The sequence below is a fragment of the Dactylosporangium aurantiacum genome (genome assembly GCF_000716715.1).
Taxonomy (GTDB): Bacteria; Actinomycetota; Actinomycetes; order Mycobacteriales; family Micromonosporaceae; genus Dactylosporangium; species Dactylosporangium aurantiacum.
The window spans coordinates 170,276-188,822 of sequence record NZ_JNYJ01000036.1 but is presented as its reverse complement, the minus strand read 5'-3'; the positions used below and the strand labels follow the sequence as shown (position 1 = coordinate 188,822).

Sequence of the window (18,547 nt, the reverse complement as noted above, 5' to 3'; positions counted from 1 at the left end):
ACCCTTAGCGTTCAGGCCATGAACCTGCCGTTGCCGCTCATCGAAGTCGAGGGCACACCGGGTGAGTGCGGTGTCGCTTACGGTGTCGCCGCCCGCCCGCTGATCGCCGCGAACACGGCGAACTACCTGGAGCGGTTCGCGGCGACCGGCCTGGACCGGCCGGCGGTGCGGCGGGCCGGCAGCCTGTTCCGCGCCGCGTCCCGGCAGCACGCGCCGCGCGTGGCGGACCTGCTGGACGGCGTCGCGGAGGGCGCCGGCGTGCCGGTCGAGGAGATCTACGCCCTCAACGCCCGCACCGAGTTGCTCTACGGCAACAGTGCCAGCGAGTGCACCTCGATCGGCGTCCTGGACGCGAGGACCGCGTCGGGCCACACGATCCTCGCGCAGAACTGGGACTGGCATCCGGCGCAGCGGCCGTACACGCTGCTGCTCGCCACCCGGGACGAGCACGGATCGACGGTGCTCACGCTCACCGAGGCCGGCATGCTGGCCAAGGCCGGGCTCAACGACGCGGGCCTGGGCGTCTGCGTCAACATGCTCACCAGCGACCGCGACGGCCGCCCGGGCGGGGTGCCGTATCACGTCCTGCTGCGGGCCGTGCTGGAGCAGCGCGTGCTCGGCTCGGCGCTGCGCGTCGCGTGCTCCTCGCCGCGCAGCGCGAGCATCAACCTGCTGCTCGGTCAGGCGTTCTCGGCAGGTGTACCGGGGGAGGTCGTCGATCTGGAGGTCGCGCCGGGCGATGTGGGCGTCCTGAACCCCGTCGACGGGGTGGTGACCCACGCGAACCACTTCGAGGCGCTGCCGACGGTCCACGACACGCTGCGTGACATCGGCAGCTCGTCGTTCTTCCGCAGCGCCCGGGCGCGCCGCCTGCTCGGGGCGCCGGCGATCACCGAGAAGGACCTCCAGGGCGTGCTCGCCGACCACGGCGGCCACCCGCAGTCCATCTGCCGGCACGACGCCGACGCGCTCGCCGAGGAGGACCGTTCGGAGTCGCTCTATGCGGTCGTGCTCGATCTCGACGAGCGCCGGATGTCGATCGCGGCCGGTCCGCCGTGCCAGGCTGACACGTATCACGAGGTCCGGCTTTCCGGACTTTTCACCTGATCCGGCCGGCCTTGCGGCGGTGCAGGATCACCTTAAATGTGTCTGTGCTGGTCGCCCCTCGGCGGTGACCGGCCGGACCCGTTGAAAGGGCCGTTTCCGCAGCTCAACACGGTTCAGTACGGCACCATCCGATGGATCTTCGTCGCGGGCCGTCGCAAGGCTCCTTAAGTCCTGGTCAGGGCGCTTCAAGCGCGGCTTGTCGCTGCTCCTGGCACCTACTACTTTCCGATCGACGCACGTGAGCCCCCACAACGTCGGAATCGGGATTTGTAGATGAACGAGCGAGACGTGCCGAGACGGCGCCCGGGACAGGGCCCTGACGGTAACCACGACCCGTACGCCGACTCGTACTTCGAGTCCGGCTACGAGGACCAGACCGGCACCGGCCGGCGGCCTTTCGCCGCGCGCGGTTACGACCGCCAGGGTGCCATGCCCGCCGACCGTGGCGGCTCCGGCCCGCACTTCTACGACCCCAGCACCGCCGCCCGCTCGTACGGTGGCGGCCTGCCCGACATCGAGGACGAGGACTTCGATGACGAGGAGCCGTCGAACTGGCGCCGCCGCACGGCGATGATCGCCATCGGCGGTGGCGCGGCCGCCCTCATCGGCGGTGGCGCCTACGCCGTCACCCAGTTCTTCGGCGAAGGCACCGACCCGTCCAACACCGGCGCCGAGACGCCCGTCGACACCGCTGCCCCCGCGTACGTCGACCAGAACCAGAGCCTGATGAACGGCCAGGCCGGCCTCGGCATCCGCAAGAACACGCCGACGACCGGCAACTCGTTCGGCACCCCCGCCGACGCGGCCAAGAACGCCAAGGTCACCGCCAAGACCGTGCTGCCGACCAAGGACCCCGTCCGGCACCTCGCGACGCGGCTCACGTTCGGGCCGAACAGCAAGACGATCGCCGACATCAACAAGCTCGGCATCAACGGCTGGATCGCCAAGCAGCTCAAGCCCGAGACGATCCCGCTGACCCGCGGTGAGCAGAAGGCCGACGCCGAGCTGGTCACCTGGGCCATGTCGTACGAGCAGCTCAAGGCCCAGCGCGAGGACCTGGACAAGAAGGGCATCCAGGCGGACGAGCAGAACGTCCGGTACGCGATCGCCAAGCAGCTCTTCTCCGACCGCCAGCTCTTCGAGATGATGGTCGACTTCTTCGGCGACTACTTCCACGTGGCCGCCTTCCACGAGGGCAACGAGCTGACCCGCGCCTCCTTCGAGCGCGACGTCATCCGCAAGCACGCGCTCGGCAACTACGTGGACATGTTCATCGCCGGCAACAAGCACTCGGCGCTGCTCAAGTACCTCGACCAGGACGAGTCGACCAAGGACGCGATCAACGAGAACCTCGCCCGCGAGAACCTCGAGCTCTACACGGTCGGCGCCTTCAACGGCTACACCGAGACCGACGTCCGTCAGGCCGCCATGCTGCAGACCGGTCGCAGCGTCCGGGACAACCAGTACGTCTACCGCCCCGAGCAGCACTACGTCGGCCCGATCAAGATCATGGGCTTCACGCACGCGAACCCGACCGCCGAGGGCGGCGAGGCCGTGCAGGAGGCGTACTTCCGCTACCTGGCGCTGCACCCGAACACCGCCCGGTACATGGCGCAGAACCTCGCGACCCGGTTCGTCTCCGACGTGCCGCCGAAGTCGCTGGTCGACGCGATGGCCAAGACGTACCTGGACAAGAAGAGCAACATCCCGGCCGTGCTCATGACCATGCTGAGCCGCACCGAGTTCTGGGCGTCCGTCGGCCAGAAGGTCCGCCGCCCCGGCGAGTACCTGGTCGCCACGTACCGGGCGCTGGAGATCGGCGCCGAGGCGCCGGCCGGCTTCACGTCGAACAACACGAACGTCAGCCCGATGGTCCAGGGCCTCGGCGACATCAAGCGCAAGCTCGAGGAGTTCGGCCACGCCCCGATGGAGCTGCCGACCCCCAACGGCTACCCCGACGTGTACGTCGCCTGGACCTCCGCCGGCACGATGGTCAACCAGTGGAACGACGCCTACACCGCCATCACCGGCGGCCGGCGCCAGTTCACCTGGCAGAAGCCCGAGGCGATCATCGCGAACCCGCCGGCCACCGCGGGTGCCTACCTCGACGCGCTGACCAAGAAGCTGATCAACGTCACGCTCGACAACGACCGCCGCCTGGCGATCCTGCACATCGTCAGCCCGACGATGACGGCGAGCACGCCGGTCGACGCCACGTTCAACGGCGCGATCGCGTCGGTCATCCGGGCCATCTTCGCCACCCCCCACCACCACCTCCGGTAAGTCGAGGCATACCAATGGAGAAGACAGTGCGTTCACTTCACCCTGAGTGCCCCGACCTGCTGAGGCTCGGCCCCAACCGCTTCGAGGCGGCGCTGCGCGCCGAGGCCGTCGCGGTGCAGGAGGAGCAGAAGGCGGTCCGCGACGAGTACCTCGAGCTCGCCCGCCAGGAGGACGAGCAGGAAGAGGGCAAGGGCGTCACCCGCCGCCGGTTCTTCGTCGGCGCGGCGGCCACCACGACGGCCCTGGCCACCAGCCAGTTCCTGACCACGCAGGCCTCCTTCGCCGCGACCCCGACGGGCACGCTCATCCACGTGTTCCTGTACGGCGGCGCCGACGGGCTCTCCCTGTTCGCCCCGATGAACGACCCGACCCTGCAGCGGGTCCGGCCCAGCTTCACGCTGCCGGAGAACACGTCGATCCCCCTCGACCGCGGGTTCGGCCTCAACCAGTCCTTCACGCCGCTGAAGAAGTACCTGGACGCGGGCCAGCTGGCCTTCATCCCGGCCGTCAGCGACCGGCGCCTCGACCGCAGCCACTTCGCCGCGACCGACATCTGCCAGCTCGGCGGCCTGCCCGCCGAGACCGGCGGCATGGGCTGGCTCACCAACCTCGCCGACAAGCTCGGCCCCGGCACCGCCTTCCGCGCCATCGGCATCGGCTCGACCCTGCCCCGATCCCTGGTCGGCGGCGGTGGCGCGCTCGCCCTCAACAACGTCGCATCCCTCAACGTGAACGGCGACGGCAAGTACAAGCAGGCCACCGTCGAGGCGATCCAGAAGCTCTTCACCGGCACGAACCACCCGATCGAGGCCCCGGTGAAGGCCGGCATCGACGCGCTGACCCTGGCCGCGAACCTGGCCCAGAAGGGCTACACCCCCGCCGAGGGCGTCAAGTACACCGGCGTGGGCAACGCCTTCAAGGAGCTCGCCCAGCTCATCAAGGGCGGCGCCAACGTCCGCATCGCCACCATCGGCATGGGCGGCTGGGACACCCACGAGAACCAGGGCACCCGCGGCGGCTACGTGGCCAACCACTTCGGCGAGCTGGCCGCCGGCATGGCCGCCTTCTTCGACGACCTGGGCGACCTCGCCGGCAACGTCACCGTCATGGTCTCCTCGGAGTTCGGCCGCCGCGTCGCCGAGAACGGCGGCGGCACCGACCACGGCCACGGCGGCGGCGTCATCGTCCTGTCCGGCAAGAAGCTCGCCGGCAAGCTCCTCGGCAACTGGAACGGCCTCGGCACCCTCGTCAACGGCGACCTGCCCGAGATGAACAACATGTTCAGCGTCTTCGGATCGGTGGCCCAGGGCCGGTTCGGCCTGACCGACGCCGAAGTCGGGCAGATTTTCCCCCGCCAGACCTACACGCCGGTCAAGATTTACGCGTAGCTCCACCTACGCGTGCGTAGGGGCGGCCTCGGTCCCGGGGGCCGCCCCTTTCCTTACCCTGAGCCACGCGTGCCGCCTTCTGCGGCGGTCGATTGCCCGGGCCGCCGAATGCGCCTTCGAGACGACATCTGCCCGGCCCTGTGCCTTCATACCGGCGATCGTGCCCCGCGACGGCGATCGTGCCTCGAAGCCGGCGGTATTCGCGGATGGCAACTGCGACCCTGCAACCGCCTGCGCTGGCACACTGACGGTCCCTGCGACGGCGATCGTGCCTGCATGCCGATCGTGCCCCGAGGGCGGCGCTGCCTCGCGTCAACGGTGCCTGCGCTGGCGGTTCTGCCCCCTGCACCGGCGGGGCCCACAACCACGATTGCAGCGCCGAACGCAGTCCGGGAAGCCGAGAGCCCGCCGCGCAACCGTTGCGGCAGCTCGCACTGACAACGGCTGCCACCTGCAACAATGGCTGCATCACTGCCGGAACTGCGCCTTCGGCCGAGCAGGACCGGCAGCAGCGCCTCTGCGCAAACTCGACGGCAGCGTCCGCGACGGCTGGCCTGCTCGGCCTCCTCGATGGCAGCACGGCCAGCGAGTCATCTATCGCGGCACCAGCCGTCAGCAGGTGACCAGGCATCGCCCGTGCTGCCGGGCTGGGCGTGCTGCCGGGCTGGGCGTGCTGCCGGGCTGGGCGTGCTGCCGGGCTGGGCGTGCTGCCGGGCTGGGCGTGCTGCCGGCACCCGGCAGTGCTGAATGCCGCCGCGGCGGCTACCGCGACGGCTCGTCGGCCGTCACGCGCGCATGGCGCCCCGCTCCGAGCCGGCGGCATCAACACCAACCGGCCCGGAGCGGCGAGCCAAACCGCCGTCAGTCCTCCGACTTGCCCGACTGCAGGCCGGACGAGATCAGGTCCATGACGGTGGAGTCCTGCAGCGTGGTGACGTCGCCGAGGCTGCGGTTCTCGGCGACGTCGCGCAGCAGGCGACGCATGATCTTGCCGGAGCGGGTCTTGGGCAGCTCCGGGACGAGCATGATCTGGCGGGGCTTCGCGATCGGTCCGAGGGTCTTCGCGACGTGGTTGCGCAGCTCCTGGATGAGCGCCTCGCCGGCCTCGCCGTCGGTGTCGACGCCGCCGCGCGGGATGGTGAACGCGACGATCGCCTGCCCCGTGGTCGGGTCCGTGGCGCCCACGACGGCGGCCTCGGCGACCTTCGGGTGGCTGACGAGGGCGGACTCGACCTCGGTGGTGGAGATGTTGTGCCCCGAGACGAGCATGACGTCATCGACGCGGCCCAGCAGCCACAGGTCGCCGTCGGCGTCCTTCTTGGCGCCGTCGCCGGCGAAGTACATGTCCTGGAAGCGCGACCAGTACGTCTCCTTGAACCGCTCGTCGTCGCCCCAGATCGTGCGCAGCATCGACGGCCACGGCTCGCGCAGGACCAGGTAGCCACCGCCACCGTCGGGGACGGACTGGGCCTGGTCGTCGACGACGTCGGCCGCGATGCCCGGCAGGGGGCGCATGGCGCTGCCCGGCTTGCTGGCGGTGACGCCCGGCAGCGGGGAGATCATGATGGCGCCGGTCTCGGTCTGCCACCAGGTGTCCACGATGGGGCAGCGGTCGCCGCCGATGTGTTCCCGATACCACATCCAGGCCTCGGGGTTGATCGGCTCGCCGACCGAGCCCAGCAGGCGCAGCGAGGAGAGGTCGAACCCGGCGGGGATGTCGTCGCCCCACTTCATGAAGGTGCGGATCGCGGTTGGCGCCGTGTACAGAATCGTGATCTTGTACTTCTGGATCAGCTCCCAGAAGCGGCCGCGGTGCGGGGTGTCGGGGGTGCCTTCGTACATGACCTGCGTGGCGCCGTTGGACAGCGGGCCGTAGACGATGTAGCTGTGCCCGGTCACCCAGCCGATGTCGGCGGTGCACCAGTAGACGTCGCTGTCGGGCTTCAGGTCGAACACGGCGTGGTGCGTGTAGCTCGCCTGGGTCAGGTAGCCGCCGGTGGTGTGCAGGATGCCCTTGGGCTTGGCGGTGGTGCCTGACGTGTACAGGATGAACAGCGGGTGCTCGCTGTCGAACGGCTGCGCCGTGTGCTCGGCCGACGCGGTCTCCACCACGTCGTGCCACCACAGGTCGCGGCTGTCGTCCCAGTCGACGTCCTGGCCGGTGCGGCGCACGACGATGACCTTCTCGATGCTGGACGACTTGGCCGCGGCCTCGTCGACGATCGCCTTGAGACCGCTGGGCTTGCCGCGGCGGAAGCCGCCGTCGGCGGTGATGACGACCTTGGCGTTGGCGTCGTCGACGCGCCCGCTGAGCGCGTCGGCGGAGAAGCCGCCGAAGACCACGCTGTGGGTCGCGCCGATGCGCGCGCAGGCGAGCATGGCGACGGCCGCCTCGGGGATCATCGGCATGTAGATCGCGACCCGGTCGCCGGCGGTGACGCCCAGGTCGGTCAGTGCGTTGGCCGCCTGGCACACCGAGCGGTGCAGGTCGGCATATGTGATCGTGCGGGTGTCGCCCGGCTCGCCCTCCCAGTGGATGGCGACCTTGTCTCCGCGGCCGGCCTCGATGTGCCGGTCGAGGCAGTTGTACGCCACGTTGAGCTGTCCACCGACGAACCACTTCGCGAAGGGCGGGTTGGTCCAGTCAAGCACCTGGTCCCAATCCTTGGCCCAGCTCAGCCGGCGGGCCTGCCGCTCCCAGAACGCGAGCCGGTCCTGCCTGGCCTCGGCATAGGCACCCTCCGTCACGTTGGCAGCGGCGGCGAACTCGGCAGGCGGCGGGAACTGCCGGGTCTCGTTGAGAAGGTTTTCCAAGGTCTCGCTCATCGGTGATGGCTCCTCGATGTGGTCCAGCTCTCGCAAGCAGGCTAGTTGGGGGGTGTGACAGTTTGCGAGTCTTCTGCGCTGAGCGGCGCCTGTGGAGCGCCGGGTTTCTGTAAGCATTGTTATCAGTAGAGGGCACGATACCGTTTGCCCGTGCAGGTTGACCCACTCGCTCCACTGCTGGATCTCGCCGACGTCCGCCCGGCCTTCGACGCCGCCCGTGCCGCCATCGACGCGGCCATGCGCCACCGCGCCCTGCGCCGCTCCGGCGGACCTGTCGCCGCCGAGGTGGCGCTGCGTTCGTCCGTCGCCAGTGCGGCACTGGACACGCACGGGTTCGACCTGGAAGGGGTCCGTGCCGGGGTCGTGACCGACCCGGTCGTGCAGGGCGCGCTGCGCGCCACCGCGGCCCTGGACGGCCTGACCGGCACCTGGGCCAAGGCGCCCCGGCAGGTGCTGGCGAAGCTCCACACGCTGATCGCCCGCGACGTCGTGCCGGAGGCCTCGCTCGGCCGTCCCGTGCAGCCGGCGGCCGCGCCGAGGTTGGAGGCGCTGTCGACGCTCGTCACAGGTGGCACGAGCGTTCCCGTGTTGGTGCAGGCGGCGGTCGTACATGGGGAGCTTCTGGCACTGAAAGCCTTTGAGGGGCCGAACGGAGTCGTGGCGCGGGCAGCGGCGCGGTTGACCCTGATCGGCGGTGGGTTGGACCCGCGCGGGCTGCTGGCCATGGACGTCGGGCACCGCAGCCGCGAGCCGGAGTATGTCGGCGCGGCCAACGCCTTCGCGACCGGCACGCCCGACGGCCTGCGCTCGTGGCTGCGGCACTACGCGAGCGCGGCCGAGCGGGCGGCGCAGGAGCTCGTCGACATCTGCGAGAGCGGCGCCTACGCACAGTGAACGGCGCCTCAGCCGAGGCGCCGTCCCACACGTCCTACCGGGTTACCATGCGTGCACTTCGAATCCGTTTGTCGGCGGTCCTTGCAGAGCCGCCGCAACGCGCCTACCGCGGCTGATCGCTCGTGGGTGCCCGGTGGCCGTGCACGAGATCCGTGCCGGACCCCGCACTTCTGTTCTACGCCGCGACCTCCATGAGCGGAAGCCCTCGCCCGCAGAATGTGACGGGTGGTGCTGGTGTGCTCAGGCCGCGGTAACGGCCGCCGCCTTGGTCCGGCGATGCTTGCTGTACAGGGCGAACGCGATCGCCAACCCGACGCCCACACCGATCGCGGCGGCCGTCACCGGCACCGCCGGGCGCTCCCGCAGGCGGCGGGCGAGTGGGATCGGATGGCGGAACGCCAGCATCGGCCAGGCGCGCTCAACGGCGATCTTGCGCAGCCCGCGGTCGGGATTGACGGCCGTTGGATGTCCGACCAGGCTCAGCAGCCCCGCGTCGGTCACCGAGTCCGAGTAGGCGAAGCACGTGGCGAGGTCGTAGTCGCGCTCGGCGGCGAGCTCCTTGACGGCCACGACCTTGTTGGGGCCGGCGGCGTAGAAGTCGACCTCGCCGGTGTAGCAGCCGTCCTCGCCGACCGTCATACGGGTCGCGATGATGTCGGTGATGCCGAGCTGCTCGCCGATCGGCCGCACCATCTCGTCGCCGGAGGTCGAGACCAGGACCACGTCGCGGCCGGCGGCGCGGTGCTCGTCGATGAGCAGCACCGCTTCCGCGTAGATGTACGGGCTGATCAGCTCCTCGAGCGTCTCGCGCACGATCTGCCGCACCTGCTCGGCGCGCCAGCCCTTGACCAGGGCCGCGAGGTAGTCACGGGTCTTGGCCATGGTCTGCTCGTCGGAGCCGCCACCGACGCGGAACAGCAGCTGCGCGTAGGCGCCCTTGATCACGTCGCGACGGCTGATCAGCCCATCCCGATAGAACGGCCGACCGAAGGCCAAGGCGCTTGACTTGGCGATCACCGTTTTGTCCAGGTCGAAAAACGCGGCGCTACGCCCCACGGCGGGCAAGTGTAGCGTCGCGGGACATGGCGTGGGGCCCGGACTTGCCACCCCCGGCCGCGGGTCACGCTCGGCGCGGGCTTGATCACGCTTGATTACCAGAGCGTGAAATATTGATTGGCGTTCTGGGCGTGTTGCGGGCCGGTGCTACTCGACGTATGGCGGTCCACTCAGGCATGCTTATGTTTGCGACGAGGTTTCACGTCCACACGACCAGCGACCCGTTATTCGACTCTCAGCGGTTGCACCCCCCGTAGCCGCTGAGTGGGTTCGGCTCGACCCCCCCGGAGCCGAACCCCCGGCGACCCCCGTCACCCCCCGGCGGGGGTCGTCCCCTTTGTAAGGCATCAGCCACATGGCTTTTTGCTACATGGCCACGATGTAGTCCGGCTATAGAGCATTGACGCTGGATGCTTTGTTGAGCGTTTCAGCACTAGTGCCTCTGGCTCCTTGATTCTTCGCCGGTACGGCCAGCGAACCCAACGCCGAGTTGCGCCCGATTTGTCTGGGCTGTCATAGCAGATCGACTGCATGCCCGGGGGTTATCCACAAGCGGCGGGTTATCCACAGAAACAGGTCCACGGTCGAGCCGGGGCACCGGCGACGGCGCCATGGTGTGCGCAGTCCACCAGCCCGTCTAGACCGTGGAGCACGCCGTGGCCCGACATCGACCGCTGCTCGTCACCGACGACCTCGACCTGCTTGACGATGTGCTCAACCTCGCCGCCGGGGTTCCGCTCGACGTCGACGTCGAGTCGGGCCCAGAGCCGGCCCGGGCCCGATATCCCGACGCGCCGATCGTCCTGATCGGCGACGCGGCGGCGCAGGCCTGCGCCCGGGCCCGGCTGCCGCGCCGGCGAGGGGTCGTGCTGCTCACCCGCGACCAGCAGATGGACCGCGTCACGGCACTCGCCGAAGCGGTCGGCGCGGAGCAGATCGTCCGCTTCCCCGACGGCGCGGGATGGCTCTCGGACCGCCTCGCCACGGTCGCGCAGCGGCACGCCGTCACGGTCACCGCCCGCGGCAGGATCCTCGCCGTCCTCGGCGGCCGCGGCGGCGCCGGCGCGAGCGTCCTGGCCGCCGGACTGGCGATCACCGCGGGCAACGTAGGCCTGCGCTCCCTGCTCGTCGACGCCGACCCCCTCGGCGGCGGCGCCGACCTGATCCTCGGCTGGGAGGACGTCGCCGGCCTGCGCTGGCCGGCGCTGGCCGCCACGAGCGGCGCCGTCGACCCGCCCGCGCTGGTGTCGGCGCTGCCGAGCCGCGGCGACGTCGCGGTGCTGTCGTGCGACCGCGGCCAGCCCGGCGGCCTGTCCCAGGACGCGATGGCCGCCGCCCTCGACGCCGGCAGCCGCGGCCGCGACCTCGTCGTCACCGACCTGCCCCGCTCGCTGGACGACGCGGCGGTCCTCGCGCTGCGCGCCGCCGACCGGGTGCTGCTGGTGGTGCCGGCCGAGCTGCGTGCCTGCGTCGCGGCCGCCCGGGTCGCGGCCACCGTCACGCCACACACCGACGAGCTGCGACTGGTCGTGCGCGGTCCCGCACCGGGCCGGCTGCGCACCAGGCAGATCGCCCGGTCACTGGGGCTGCCGGTCGCCGGGACGCTGCGCGCCGAGCCCGACCTGCCCCGGCGCCTCGAGCAGGGCAGCCCACCGGCCGGCAACGGCCGCGGCCCCCTCGCCCAGCTGTGCCGCCGCATCATCGGCGACCTCGGCCTGACCGGCGAGGTGGCGGCATGAGCGGCCTCGATCGGAGCGGAGGTGGCGGCGTGAGTGGCCTGCAGCGCAGCGGAGGGTTGCGAATCAGCGGCTCAGGGTGGGGCTCGGGCCGGTGCCGGAGCGCAGTGGAGGTGGCGGCGTGAGTGGCCGGCAGCGCAGCGGAGGCCTGCGAATCAGCGGCTCAGGGTGGGGCTCAGGCCGACGCCGGAGCGCAGTGGAGGTGGCGGCATGAGTGGCCCGCAGCGCAGCGGAGGGCTGCGAATCAGCGGCTCAGGGTGGAGCTCAGGACGACGCCGGAGCGCAGCGGAGGTGGCGGCATGAGCACGCTGGTGCTCGAAGGGCGCAAGGGGGTCGCGCCGGCGGCGGTGACGCTGCCCTTGGACGAGTTCGTCGAGCGGGTCCGGCTGCGGATGACGGTCGACAGCGTCGAGCCGACACCCGCGGCGGTGCTGGCGGCGGTGCGCGCCGAGCCCGGCGCGGCCCTGCTCGGGGAGGGCACGCTGCGGCAGGTCGCCGACCGGCTCATCGGCGAGATGATCGGCGCGGGCGGGCTCGCCCCGCTGCTCGCCGACCCGTCCGTCACCGACGTGCTGGTCAACGGCGTCGAGGTGTGGGTCGACCGCGGCGCGGGGCTGCGGCGGGCCACCGGGCGGTTCGGCGACGCGGCCGAGGTGCGCCGGCTCGCCCAGCGGCTCGCGGCAAGCGCCGGCCGCCGGCTCGACGACGCGGCACCGTTCGTGGACGCGCAACTGCCCGACGGCACCCGGTTGCACGCGGTGCTGCCCCCGATCGGGCGCGAGGGGCCGTATCTGTCGCTGCGGACGTTTCGGCGGCAGACGTTCACCCTCGACGAGCTCATCGCGTGCGGCACCTTCGACCCCGGCGCGGCCCGGCTGCTCGCGTCGATCGTCGCGGCACGGATTCCGTTCCTGGTGACCGGCGGCACCGGCACAGGCAAGACCACCGTGCTGGCGGCGCTGCTGTCGCTGACGCCGCCCGCCGAGCGGATCGTCGTCGTCGAGGACGCCGCCGAGCTGCGGCTCACGCACCCGCACGTGGTGTCGATGCAGTCGCGGATGTCCAACGTGGAGGGCGCCGGCGAGATCACCCTGCGGGACCTGGTCCGGCAGGCGTTGCGGATGCGCCCCGACCGGCTGGTCGTCGGCGAGTGCCGCGGCGCCGAGATCGTCGACCTGCTCGGCGCGCTCAACACCGGCCACGAGGGTGGCGCCGCCACGCTGCACGCCAATTCGCCGGCGGACGTGCCGGCGAGGTTGGAGGCGCTCGGACTGCTCGGTGGCGTGCCGAGGGCGGCGCTGCACGCCCTGGCCCACGCCGCGCTGCGGGTCGTCGTGCACCTGCAACGCGGCCGCGACGGCACCCGGCTGCTCAGCGAGATCTGCGTCCTGGACGCGCACCCGGAGCAGCGCACCACCGTCGTGCTCACCGCCTGGCGGCGCGGCAGCGGCCGGGCCGCGGCAGCCGACCAGCTGGAGATGTTGATCGCCGACCGGGGTGTCACACCACCCCGCCCGTCGGGTCCGTGGCGCTACGTGGCAGGGAAAGGCTGGCAATGACCGCGATCGACATGGCCCTCGCCGCGGGCGGGGCGATGACCCTGGGTTTCGGCCTGCTGCTGATCCGCCGCCGGCGGACCCGGAAACGGCTCGACCGGCTCTCCCGGCACCGCAAGACCGCCGGCGTCCGTCGCCGGTGGCCGAAACTGGACCAGCTCGCGGACCTGCTCGTCGACCGGCCCGGCGTCGGTATGACCGCCGGCGGCATGCTCGCGGCCGGCCTCGGCCTGCTGGCCAGCGGCCCGGTGGCCGCGGTGCTGGCCGCGACGTACACGACGCTCAGCCTGATCGGCGTCCGTGGCCAGCTCGTGCGCCGCACCGCAGACCGGGCGGTCGCCGACCTGCTCGACGCGATCGAGGACGCCGTCGGTGACCTGCGGGCGGGCGTCGTGCCGTTCGCGACCGCGGCGCCGTATCCGGGTGGGGCCGACGTGGAGGTGTATTCCGCCCGGGCCCGCCCGCCCGGCGGCAGCCACGGGACCGCGGCCCACGCGTCCATCGGCCACGCCGCCACGGGCCGCTCATCCGTCCATTACGCCGCGCCGGGCCCGGCGCCCTCGCACGGCGGACCCACCGTCCCGGGCACGGCCCGCGCGCACGGCGGACCCACCGCCCCGGGCACGGCCCGCGCGCACGGTGGACCCGCCGTGTCGGGAGCGGCCCGCGTGCATGGTGGACCCGCCGCGCCGGGCCTGGGCTCCGCGCCCGGCGGACATGCCGGTCTCGGCGCCACCGTACGGCGGATCTGGGAGGCGGCCGATGAGCGTGGCCGTCGCACGGCGGGCCCCGGCCGCCCGGCCGGAGATCACGCCGGACCTGCGGGCCGCGCGGGTCCCGCGCGGGGCGGTCGCGCTCGCCGGCGGGACGACGCTGCCGTCCTCGTCGCCCTCGCCCGGCTCGAGGCCGCGCACAGGGTCAGCGAGGCGCTCGGCACGCCGCTCGCGGACCTTCTCGACCAGGTCGACGCGGACCTGCGGGCGGGGCATGCGCTGCGGCTCAACCTCGCCGCGCAGACGTCCGGCGCGCAGACCACGACGGCGCTGCTGGTCGGGATGCCCGCGGCCGGGTTGTGGCTCGGCGCCGGGATCGGGGTCGACCCCGTCGGCCAGCTGCTGCACACGCCGCTCGGCGCGGCCTGCGCGGTCACCGCTGTCGCGCTGCAGTGCGCCGGGCTGCTGTGGACCGGACGGATGGTCCGTTCCGTCGTCGCGGGGGTGCGGTGATGAGCCGGGGGCGGCGGTGGCTGTACGCGACCTGCTGCGGCCTCGCCGTCGGGCTGCTGCTGGGCGGCATCGCGGGCATCGTGGCCGCGTTCGTCACAGCGGGCGTGGCGGAGCGGGCGCTGCGGCGGGTCGAGTCGCCGCGGACCCGGCAGGAACGGGTCCGGGCCCAGGGCGACCTGCCGTTCGCGACGGACCTGCTGGCCGCCGCGTTGAGGACCGGTGCGCCACCCGACCGCGCAGCGATCGTGGTCGGGGAGGCGGTCGGCGGGCCGGTCGGGACCAGGTTGACGCTCGTCGGACGGGCGCTGCGGCTCGGTGCGTCGCCGCAGGACGCCTGGGCGCACCTGGCCGACCTGCCCGGCGGGCGGCGGCTTTCCCGGGTCGCCGCCCGCAGCGCCGACCGGGGCACGGCGCTGACCGTGGCGCTCGAGCGGCAGGCGGCCGACCTGCGGGTCGCGAAGGTGGCGGTCGGCGAGGCGTCCGCGCGGCGGGTCGGGGTCCTGGTGGTGCTGCCGCTGGGGGTGTGTTTTCTGCCCGCGTTCGTGCTGATCGGTGTCGTGCCGGTGGTCGCCGCCGTCATCCGCGACGTGCTGCGGGTCCTGTGAATGCGTTTCGTTTCGTCGATTGGTGCCATCGTGAAGGAGAGCCAGTGCACAACCTCCGCGCCCGTCTGCGTGCCTTCCGCAGGGAAGACCGTGGGTCGCACAGCATCGAATACGTCCTCGTCATCGGCGTCGGGGTGGCGCTCGCCGCCGTGCTGCTGAGGATCGTCACGTCGGACGCCCTGTACAACTCCATGTTCCGGCTGGTCGGCGGGGCGCTGACATGAAGAACGACCGGGATCGTGGCGCCCGGCGTGGGGGTGCGTGGCGCCGGCGGAGGTCGATGTCCGGCACCGGCCGCGCCGACGACCGCGGGTCGGCGACGGTCGAGTTCGCCGTGGCACTTCCTGCAGTCGTCGTCCTGCTGCTGATCTTCCTCGCCGGATGGAGCGCCTCAGCGGCCAAGGTGCGCCTGACCGACGCGGCTGGTCTGGCGGCAAGGGCGGCGGCCCGCGGCGAGCCGGAGTCCACCGGCCGCGGCGCCATGCCGTCGGGCGCCACGATCTCGGTCCAGCGCGACGGCGACCTCGTCCGGGTGACCGTACGCCAGCGCGTCAGCCTCGGCCCGCTGCCGGCGATCACCTTGCGCGAGGAAGCGGTCGCCCTGGTCGAACCCGAAAGCGAGGCACCGTGACCGGCTGCGGCGGTCCGCCACGGGGGCGACGGCCGGTGCGCGGCGGCGCCTCGGTGGCGGCCCGGGAGCGGGGGTCGATCTCGCTGCTGATGGTGGTGATCGGGTTCGTGTTCGTCGGGGCGCTCGTCGTCGGCATCGGGGTGGCCGGCGTGCGCGTCGCGCGGCACCGGGCGCAGAACGCTGCCGACGCGGGCGCCTTGGCCGGGGCGGTGTGGGCGGTCGACGGGCCGGGGGAGGCGTGCGCGGTCGCCGGACGGGTGGTGACGGCGAACGGGGCCCGGCTGGTCAACTGCTCGGTGGACGGGCTCGACGTACGCGTGACGGTCGAGGTCAGCCTGTCGGATGCCGTGCCCGCCGGCACGGCGAGCGCCAGAGCGGGACCCGTCCGAGACACCGGCGGCCTCCCCGACGGGTAGCCAGGACGGCTGGTCGGGAGCGGCCCATCAGGAGCGCTGTCGGGGTGCCGGTCGGGGGTGCCGGTCGGGAGTGCCGGTCGGGGTTCCCGTCGAGGGGTGCTGCTCGGAGGCCGGCAAGGGCTCGGGCTGGTACGCCGGGGGATCGGTGGTTCAGGACACCAGCGATCCTTCGGCCTGCCCGGGAACGCGTGTCAGGTCGGCCCGGGCGGAAGCGTCCGCCTGGTGAAGGGAGTCCAGCGACGACAGGACGAGGGAGAGGACCTGGACGGCGTCGCGTTTGTTGAGGGGGTTGTTGCCGTTGCCGCACTTCGGGGACTGGACGCACGACGGGCAGCCCTGCTCGCAGCGGCACTCGGCGACGACGGTGCGGGTCGCGCCCAGCCAGTCGGTGGCGACGTCGAAGGCCCGTTCGGCGAAGCCGGCGCCGCCGGGGTGGCCGTCGTACACGAAGACGGTCGGCAGGGCGGTGTCGGCGTGCAGGGCGGTGGAGAGGCCACCGATGTCCCAGCGGTCGCAGGTGGCGACGAGGGGCAGCAGGCCGATCGACGCGTGCTCGGCGGCGTGCAGGGCGCCCGGCCAGTCGACCTCGGGGATGCCGGCCTCGTCGAGGGCCTCGGGGGCGACGGTCCACCAGACGGCGACGGTTTTGAGGATGCGTTCGGGGAGGTCGAGCTGGCAGGTGTCGATGACCTCGCCGCTGGAGATGCGGCGGCGCTGGTAGCTGACGACCTGGGAGGTCACCTCGACCTCCCCGAGCGAGAGCGTGACCGGGCCGGCGGTGCGGGTCTGGCGGACCGACAGCACGGTGAGGGAGGTGACGTCACGGGGGTGCGTGCTCCAGTCGGGCTCCTCGGCGTGGACCAGGGCGACGGAGTCGGCGAGGTCGAGCTTGTCGACCACGTACGCGGTGCCCTGGTGCAGGTGGACCGCGCCCGTGTGGACCTGGTGGTGCGCGGAGCCGGTGTCGACGGTGCCGAGGAGCCGGCCGGTGGACTCCTCGACCACGGCGACCGGGCCGCCGCCCGCGCCACGGAGGTCGACGTCGGGGCGGTGGCGTTCCGTCCAGTACCAGCCGCTGGGGCGCTTCCGCAGGATGCCTGCGGCGACGAGCGCGTCCAGCGTGGCCTCGGCCGTCGGGCCGAACAGCGGCAGGTCGGCCCGGGTGAGCGGCAGTTCGGCGGCGGCGCAGCACAGTTGAGGTGCCAGGACGTGCGGGTTGACGGGATCGAGGACCGTCGCCTCGACGGGCTTGCCGAACAGGGCCTCCGGGTGGTGCACGAGGTACGTGTCCAGCGGGTCGTCCCGGGCGACCAGCACGCACAGCGCGTCGCGGCCGGCGCGGCCCGCGCGGCCGGCCTGCTGCCAGAGGGAGGCGAGGGTGCCCGGATAGCCTGAGATGAGGACCGCGTCGAGGCCGACGAGGTCGACGCCGAGCTCAAGGGCGTTGGTGGAGGCGAGGCCGAGCAGGGCGCCGTCCATGAGGTCGCGTTCGAGGGCGCGGCGCTCTTCGCGGAGGTAGCCGGCCCGGTACGCGGCCACCCGCTCCCCGAGGCCCGGCACGGCCGAGTTGAGCGAGCGGCGGGCCGTGCTGGCGACCACCTCGGCGCCCTTGCGGGAGCGGACGAACGCGAGGGTGCGTACGCCGGCGAGGACCGCCTCGGTGAGCAGGTCGGCGGTCTCCCGCAGCGCTGATCGCCGTCCAGCCCCAGAGCCAGCCCCAGAGCCAGCCCCAGAGCCAGCCCCAGAGCCAGCCCCAGAGCCAGCCCCAGAGCCAGCCCCAGAGCCAGCGGCGGCACCGGAGCCAGAGCCAGCCCCAGAGCCAGCCCCAGAGCCAGCGGCGGCACCGGAGCCAGCCGCGGACAGTTCAGGCGCGGCGGGCAGCAGCGGTGGCTCCCACAGCGCGAACGTCACCCCGCCCCGCGGCGACGCGTCCTCCGTCACCGCCGTCATCGGCACCCCCACCAGCCGCGACGCCGACTCCGCCGGATCCCCGGACGTCGCCGACGCCAGGACGAAGCACGGTCCGGCGGTGCCCCGGGGCGTGTAGCGGGCCGCCACCCGGCGCAGGCGGCGCAGGACGTGTGCCACGTGGGAGCCGAAGACGCCACGGTACGTGTGGCACTCGTCGACGACCACGAAACGCAGGCCGCGCAGGAAGCGGGCCCAGGAGGCGTGGTTGGGCAGGATGCCGTGGTGCAGCATGTCGGGGTTGGTGAGGATGACGCGGGCGTGCTGGCGGGCCCAGTCGCGCTCCTCCCGGGAGGTGTCGCCGTCGTACGTGGCGGGGCGGATGCCGGGCAGGTCGAGGGCGCGCAGGGAGCGGAGCTGGTCGGCGGCCAGGGCCTTGGTCGGTGAGAGGTACAGCACCGTCGCCCTGTCGTCGGTGAGCAGGGCGGTGAGGGCCGGCAGCTGGTACGCGAGGGACTTGCCCGAACCGGTGCCGGTGGCGACGACGGTGTGGGTGCCGGACCACGCGGACTCGGCGGCGACGGCCTGGTGGGTCCACGGGAGGGCGACGCCGCGGGCGGTGAGGGCGGCCCGCAGCGCCGGCGGCGTCCAGTCCGGCCACGGGGCGGTGGACCCGGGGCGGGGCGGCACGTGCTCGACGTGGGTGAGCGATTCCGCGCGGCGGGACGGTAGGAAGGAGAAGCGCGCGAGTGCAGCCGTCACGTCGAGCACTCTAAGACAGATGTTCGAAGCAGCGGTGCGGTACACGTGTGGCATTTGTGGGAAACAGGGTGGACGCGTCGCCTTGTGGGGGCGTCGATGGTTAGATGCCCGAGAGACTCGTTACGGGCGCGTGCCCGCGAACACGGCCCCAAC

14 protein-coding genes are annotated in these 18,547 nt (G+C 72.3%); 11 read left to right on the top strand and 3 right to left on the bottom strand.

From position 1 onward, the window contains the following. Positions 1–18: 18 nt before the first annotated feature. The 3 genes from OP18_RS34260 (at position 19) to OP18_RS34250 (ending at position 4,778) form a co-directional block, all read left to right on the top strand. Positions 19–1,107, top strand: coding sequence for a C45 family autoproteolytic acyltransferase/hydrolase (locus tag OP18_RS34260; RefSeq protein ID WP_052387739.1), 1,089 nt, complete (start codon positions 19–21; stop codon positions 1,105–1,107). A gap of 288 nt (positions 1,108–1,395) precedes the next feature. Then, positions 1,396–3,390, top strand: a complete 1,995-nt coding sequence (locus tag OP18_RS34255; RefSeq protein WP_245635618.1) for a DUF1800 domain-containing protein — start codon at positions 1,396–1,398, stop codon at positions 3,388–3,390. A gap of 26 nt (positions 3,391–3,416) precedes the next feature. Next, positions 3,417–4,778 (top strand): DUF1501 domain-containing protein, encoded by a 1,362-nt coding sequence (locus OP18_RS34250; RefSeq protein WP_245635617.1) that lies wholly within the window; start codon positions 3,417–3,419, stop codon positions 4,776–4,778. An 861-nt stretch (positions 4,779–5,639) separates the two neighbouring features. Here OP18_RS34250 and acs read toward each other — a convergent pair. After that, positions 5,640–7,604 carry an acetate--CoA ligase gene (gene acs, locus OP18_RS34245; RefSeq protein WP_033363240.1) on the bottom strand — a complete coding sequence of 655 codons (1,965 nt, stop codon included), beginning with the start codon at positions 7,602–7,604 and terminating at the stop codon, positions 5,640–5,642. A 150-nt stretch (positions 7,605–7,754) separates the two neighbouring features. Here acs and OP18_RS34240 point away from each other — a divergent pair, with 150 nt between their 5' ends. Then, complete coding sequence (locus tag OP18_RS34240) at positions 7,755–8,498, top strand: Fic family protein (RefSeq protein ID WP_033363239.1); 744 nt, start codon at positions 7,755–7,757, stop codon at positions 8,496–8,498. A gap of 240 nt (positions 8,499–8,738) precedes the next feature. On the opposite strand, the gene OP18_RS34235 is transcribed toward OP18_RS34240, so the two are convergent. Continuing rightward, positions 8,739–9,554: an HAD family hydrolase gene (locus OP18_RS34235; protein ID WP_033363238.1), complete on the bottom strand. Its 816-nt coding sequence runs from the start codon at positions 9,552–9,554 to the stop codon at positions 8,739–8,741. A gap of 656 nt (positions 9,555–10,210) precedes the next feature. Between OP18_RS34235 and ssd the strand changes: the two genes are divergently transcribed. From ssd to OP18_RS34200, 7 genes are all read left to right on the top strand, one after another. After that, entirely contained in the window at positions 10,211–11,293 is a 1,083-nt protein-coding gene (gene ssd, locus OP18_RS34230) for a septum site-determining protein Ssd (RefSeq protein WP_033363343.1), read from the top strand. Positions 11,294–11,637: 344 nt separating this feature from the next. Then, positions 11,638–12,849 (top strand): TadA family conjugal transfer-associated ATPase, encoded by a 1,212-nt coding sequence (locus OP18_RS34225; protein ID WP_033363342.1) that lies wholly within the window; start codon positions 11,638–11,640, stop codon positions 12,847–12,849. Beyond that, on the top strand, positions 12,846–14,072 hold the full coding sequence (locus OP18_RS61075) for a type II secretion system F family protein (protein WP_052387737.1): 1,227 nt from the start codon (positions 12,846–12,848) through the stop codon (positions 14,070–14,072). The genes OP18_RS34225 and OP18_RS61075 overlap by 4 nt, the downstream gene beginning before the upstream one ends. Beyond that, complete coding sequence (locus OP18_RS34215; RefSeq protein ID WP_081971348.1) at positions 14,072–14,677, top strand: type II secretion system F family protein; 606 nt, start codon at positions 14,072–14,074, stop codon at positions 14,675–14,677. Before OP18_RS61075 ends, OP18_RS34215 begins: the two co-directional genes overlap by 1 nt. A 44-nt stretch (positions 14,678–14,721) precedes the next feature. Further along, positions 14,722–14,901, top strand: coding sequence for a DUF4244 domain-containing protein (locus tag OP18_RS58805; protein ID WP_033363237.1), 180 nt, complete (start codon positions 14,722–14,724; stop codon positions 14,899–14,901). A 56-nt stretch (positions 14,902–14,957) separates the two neighbouring features. Continuing rightward, positions 14,958–15,308, top strand: a complete 351-nt coding sequence (locus OP18_RS34205; RefSeq protein WP_033363236.1) for a TadE family type IV pilus minor pilin — start codon at positions 14,958–14,960, stop codon at positions 15,306–15,308. A gap of 35 nt (positions 15,309–15,343) precedes the next feature. Next, on the top strand, positions 15,344–15,724 hold the full coding sequence (locus OP18_RS34200) for an Rv3654c family TadE-like protein (protein WP_033363235.1): 381 nt from the start codon (positions 15,344–15,346) through the stop codon (positions 15,722–15,724). A 150-nt stretch (positions 15,725–15,874) separates the two neighbouring features. Here the strand turns inward: OP18_RS34200 and OP18_RS34195 are convergent, their stop codons facing one another. Further along, positions 15,875–18,394, bottom strand: coding sequence for a DEAD/DEAH box helicase (locus OP18_RS34195; RefSeq protein ID WP_052387754.1), 2,520 nt, complete (start codon positions 18,392–18,394; stop codon positions 15,875–15,877). Positions 18,395–18,547 lie beyond the last annotated feature (153 nt).

What these genes read in the sequence shown, in the direction of transcription:
- OP18_RS34205 (WP_033363236.1), top strand. Translation starts at nt 14,958, where the DNA reads ATGTCCGGCACCGGCCGCGCCGACGACCGCGGGTCGGCGACGGTCGAG.
- OP18_RS34260 (WP_052387739.1), top strand. Translation starts at nt 19, where the DNA reads ATGAACCTGCCGTTGCCGCTCATCGAAGTCGAGGGCACACCGGGTGAG.
- OP18_RS61075 (WP_052387737.1), top strand. Translation starts at nt 12,846, where the DNA reads ATGACCGCGATCGACATGGCCCTCGCCGCGGGCGGGGCGATGACCCTG.
- acs (WP_033363240.1), bottom strand. Translation starts at nt 7,604, where the DNA reads ATGAGCGAGACCTTGGAAAACCTTCTCAACGAGACCCGGCAGTTCCCG.
- OP18_RS34215 (WP_081971348.1), top strand. Translation starts at nt 14,072, where the DNA reads ATGAGCCGGGGGCGGCGGTGGCTGTACGCGACCTGCTGCGGCCTCGCC.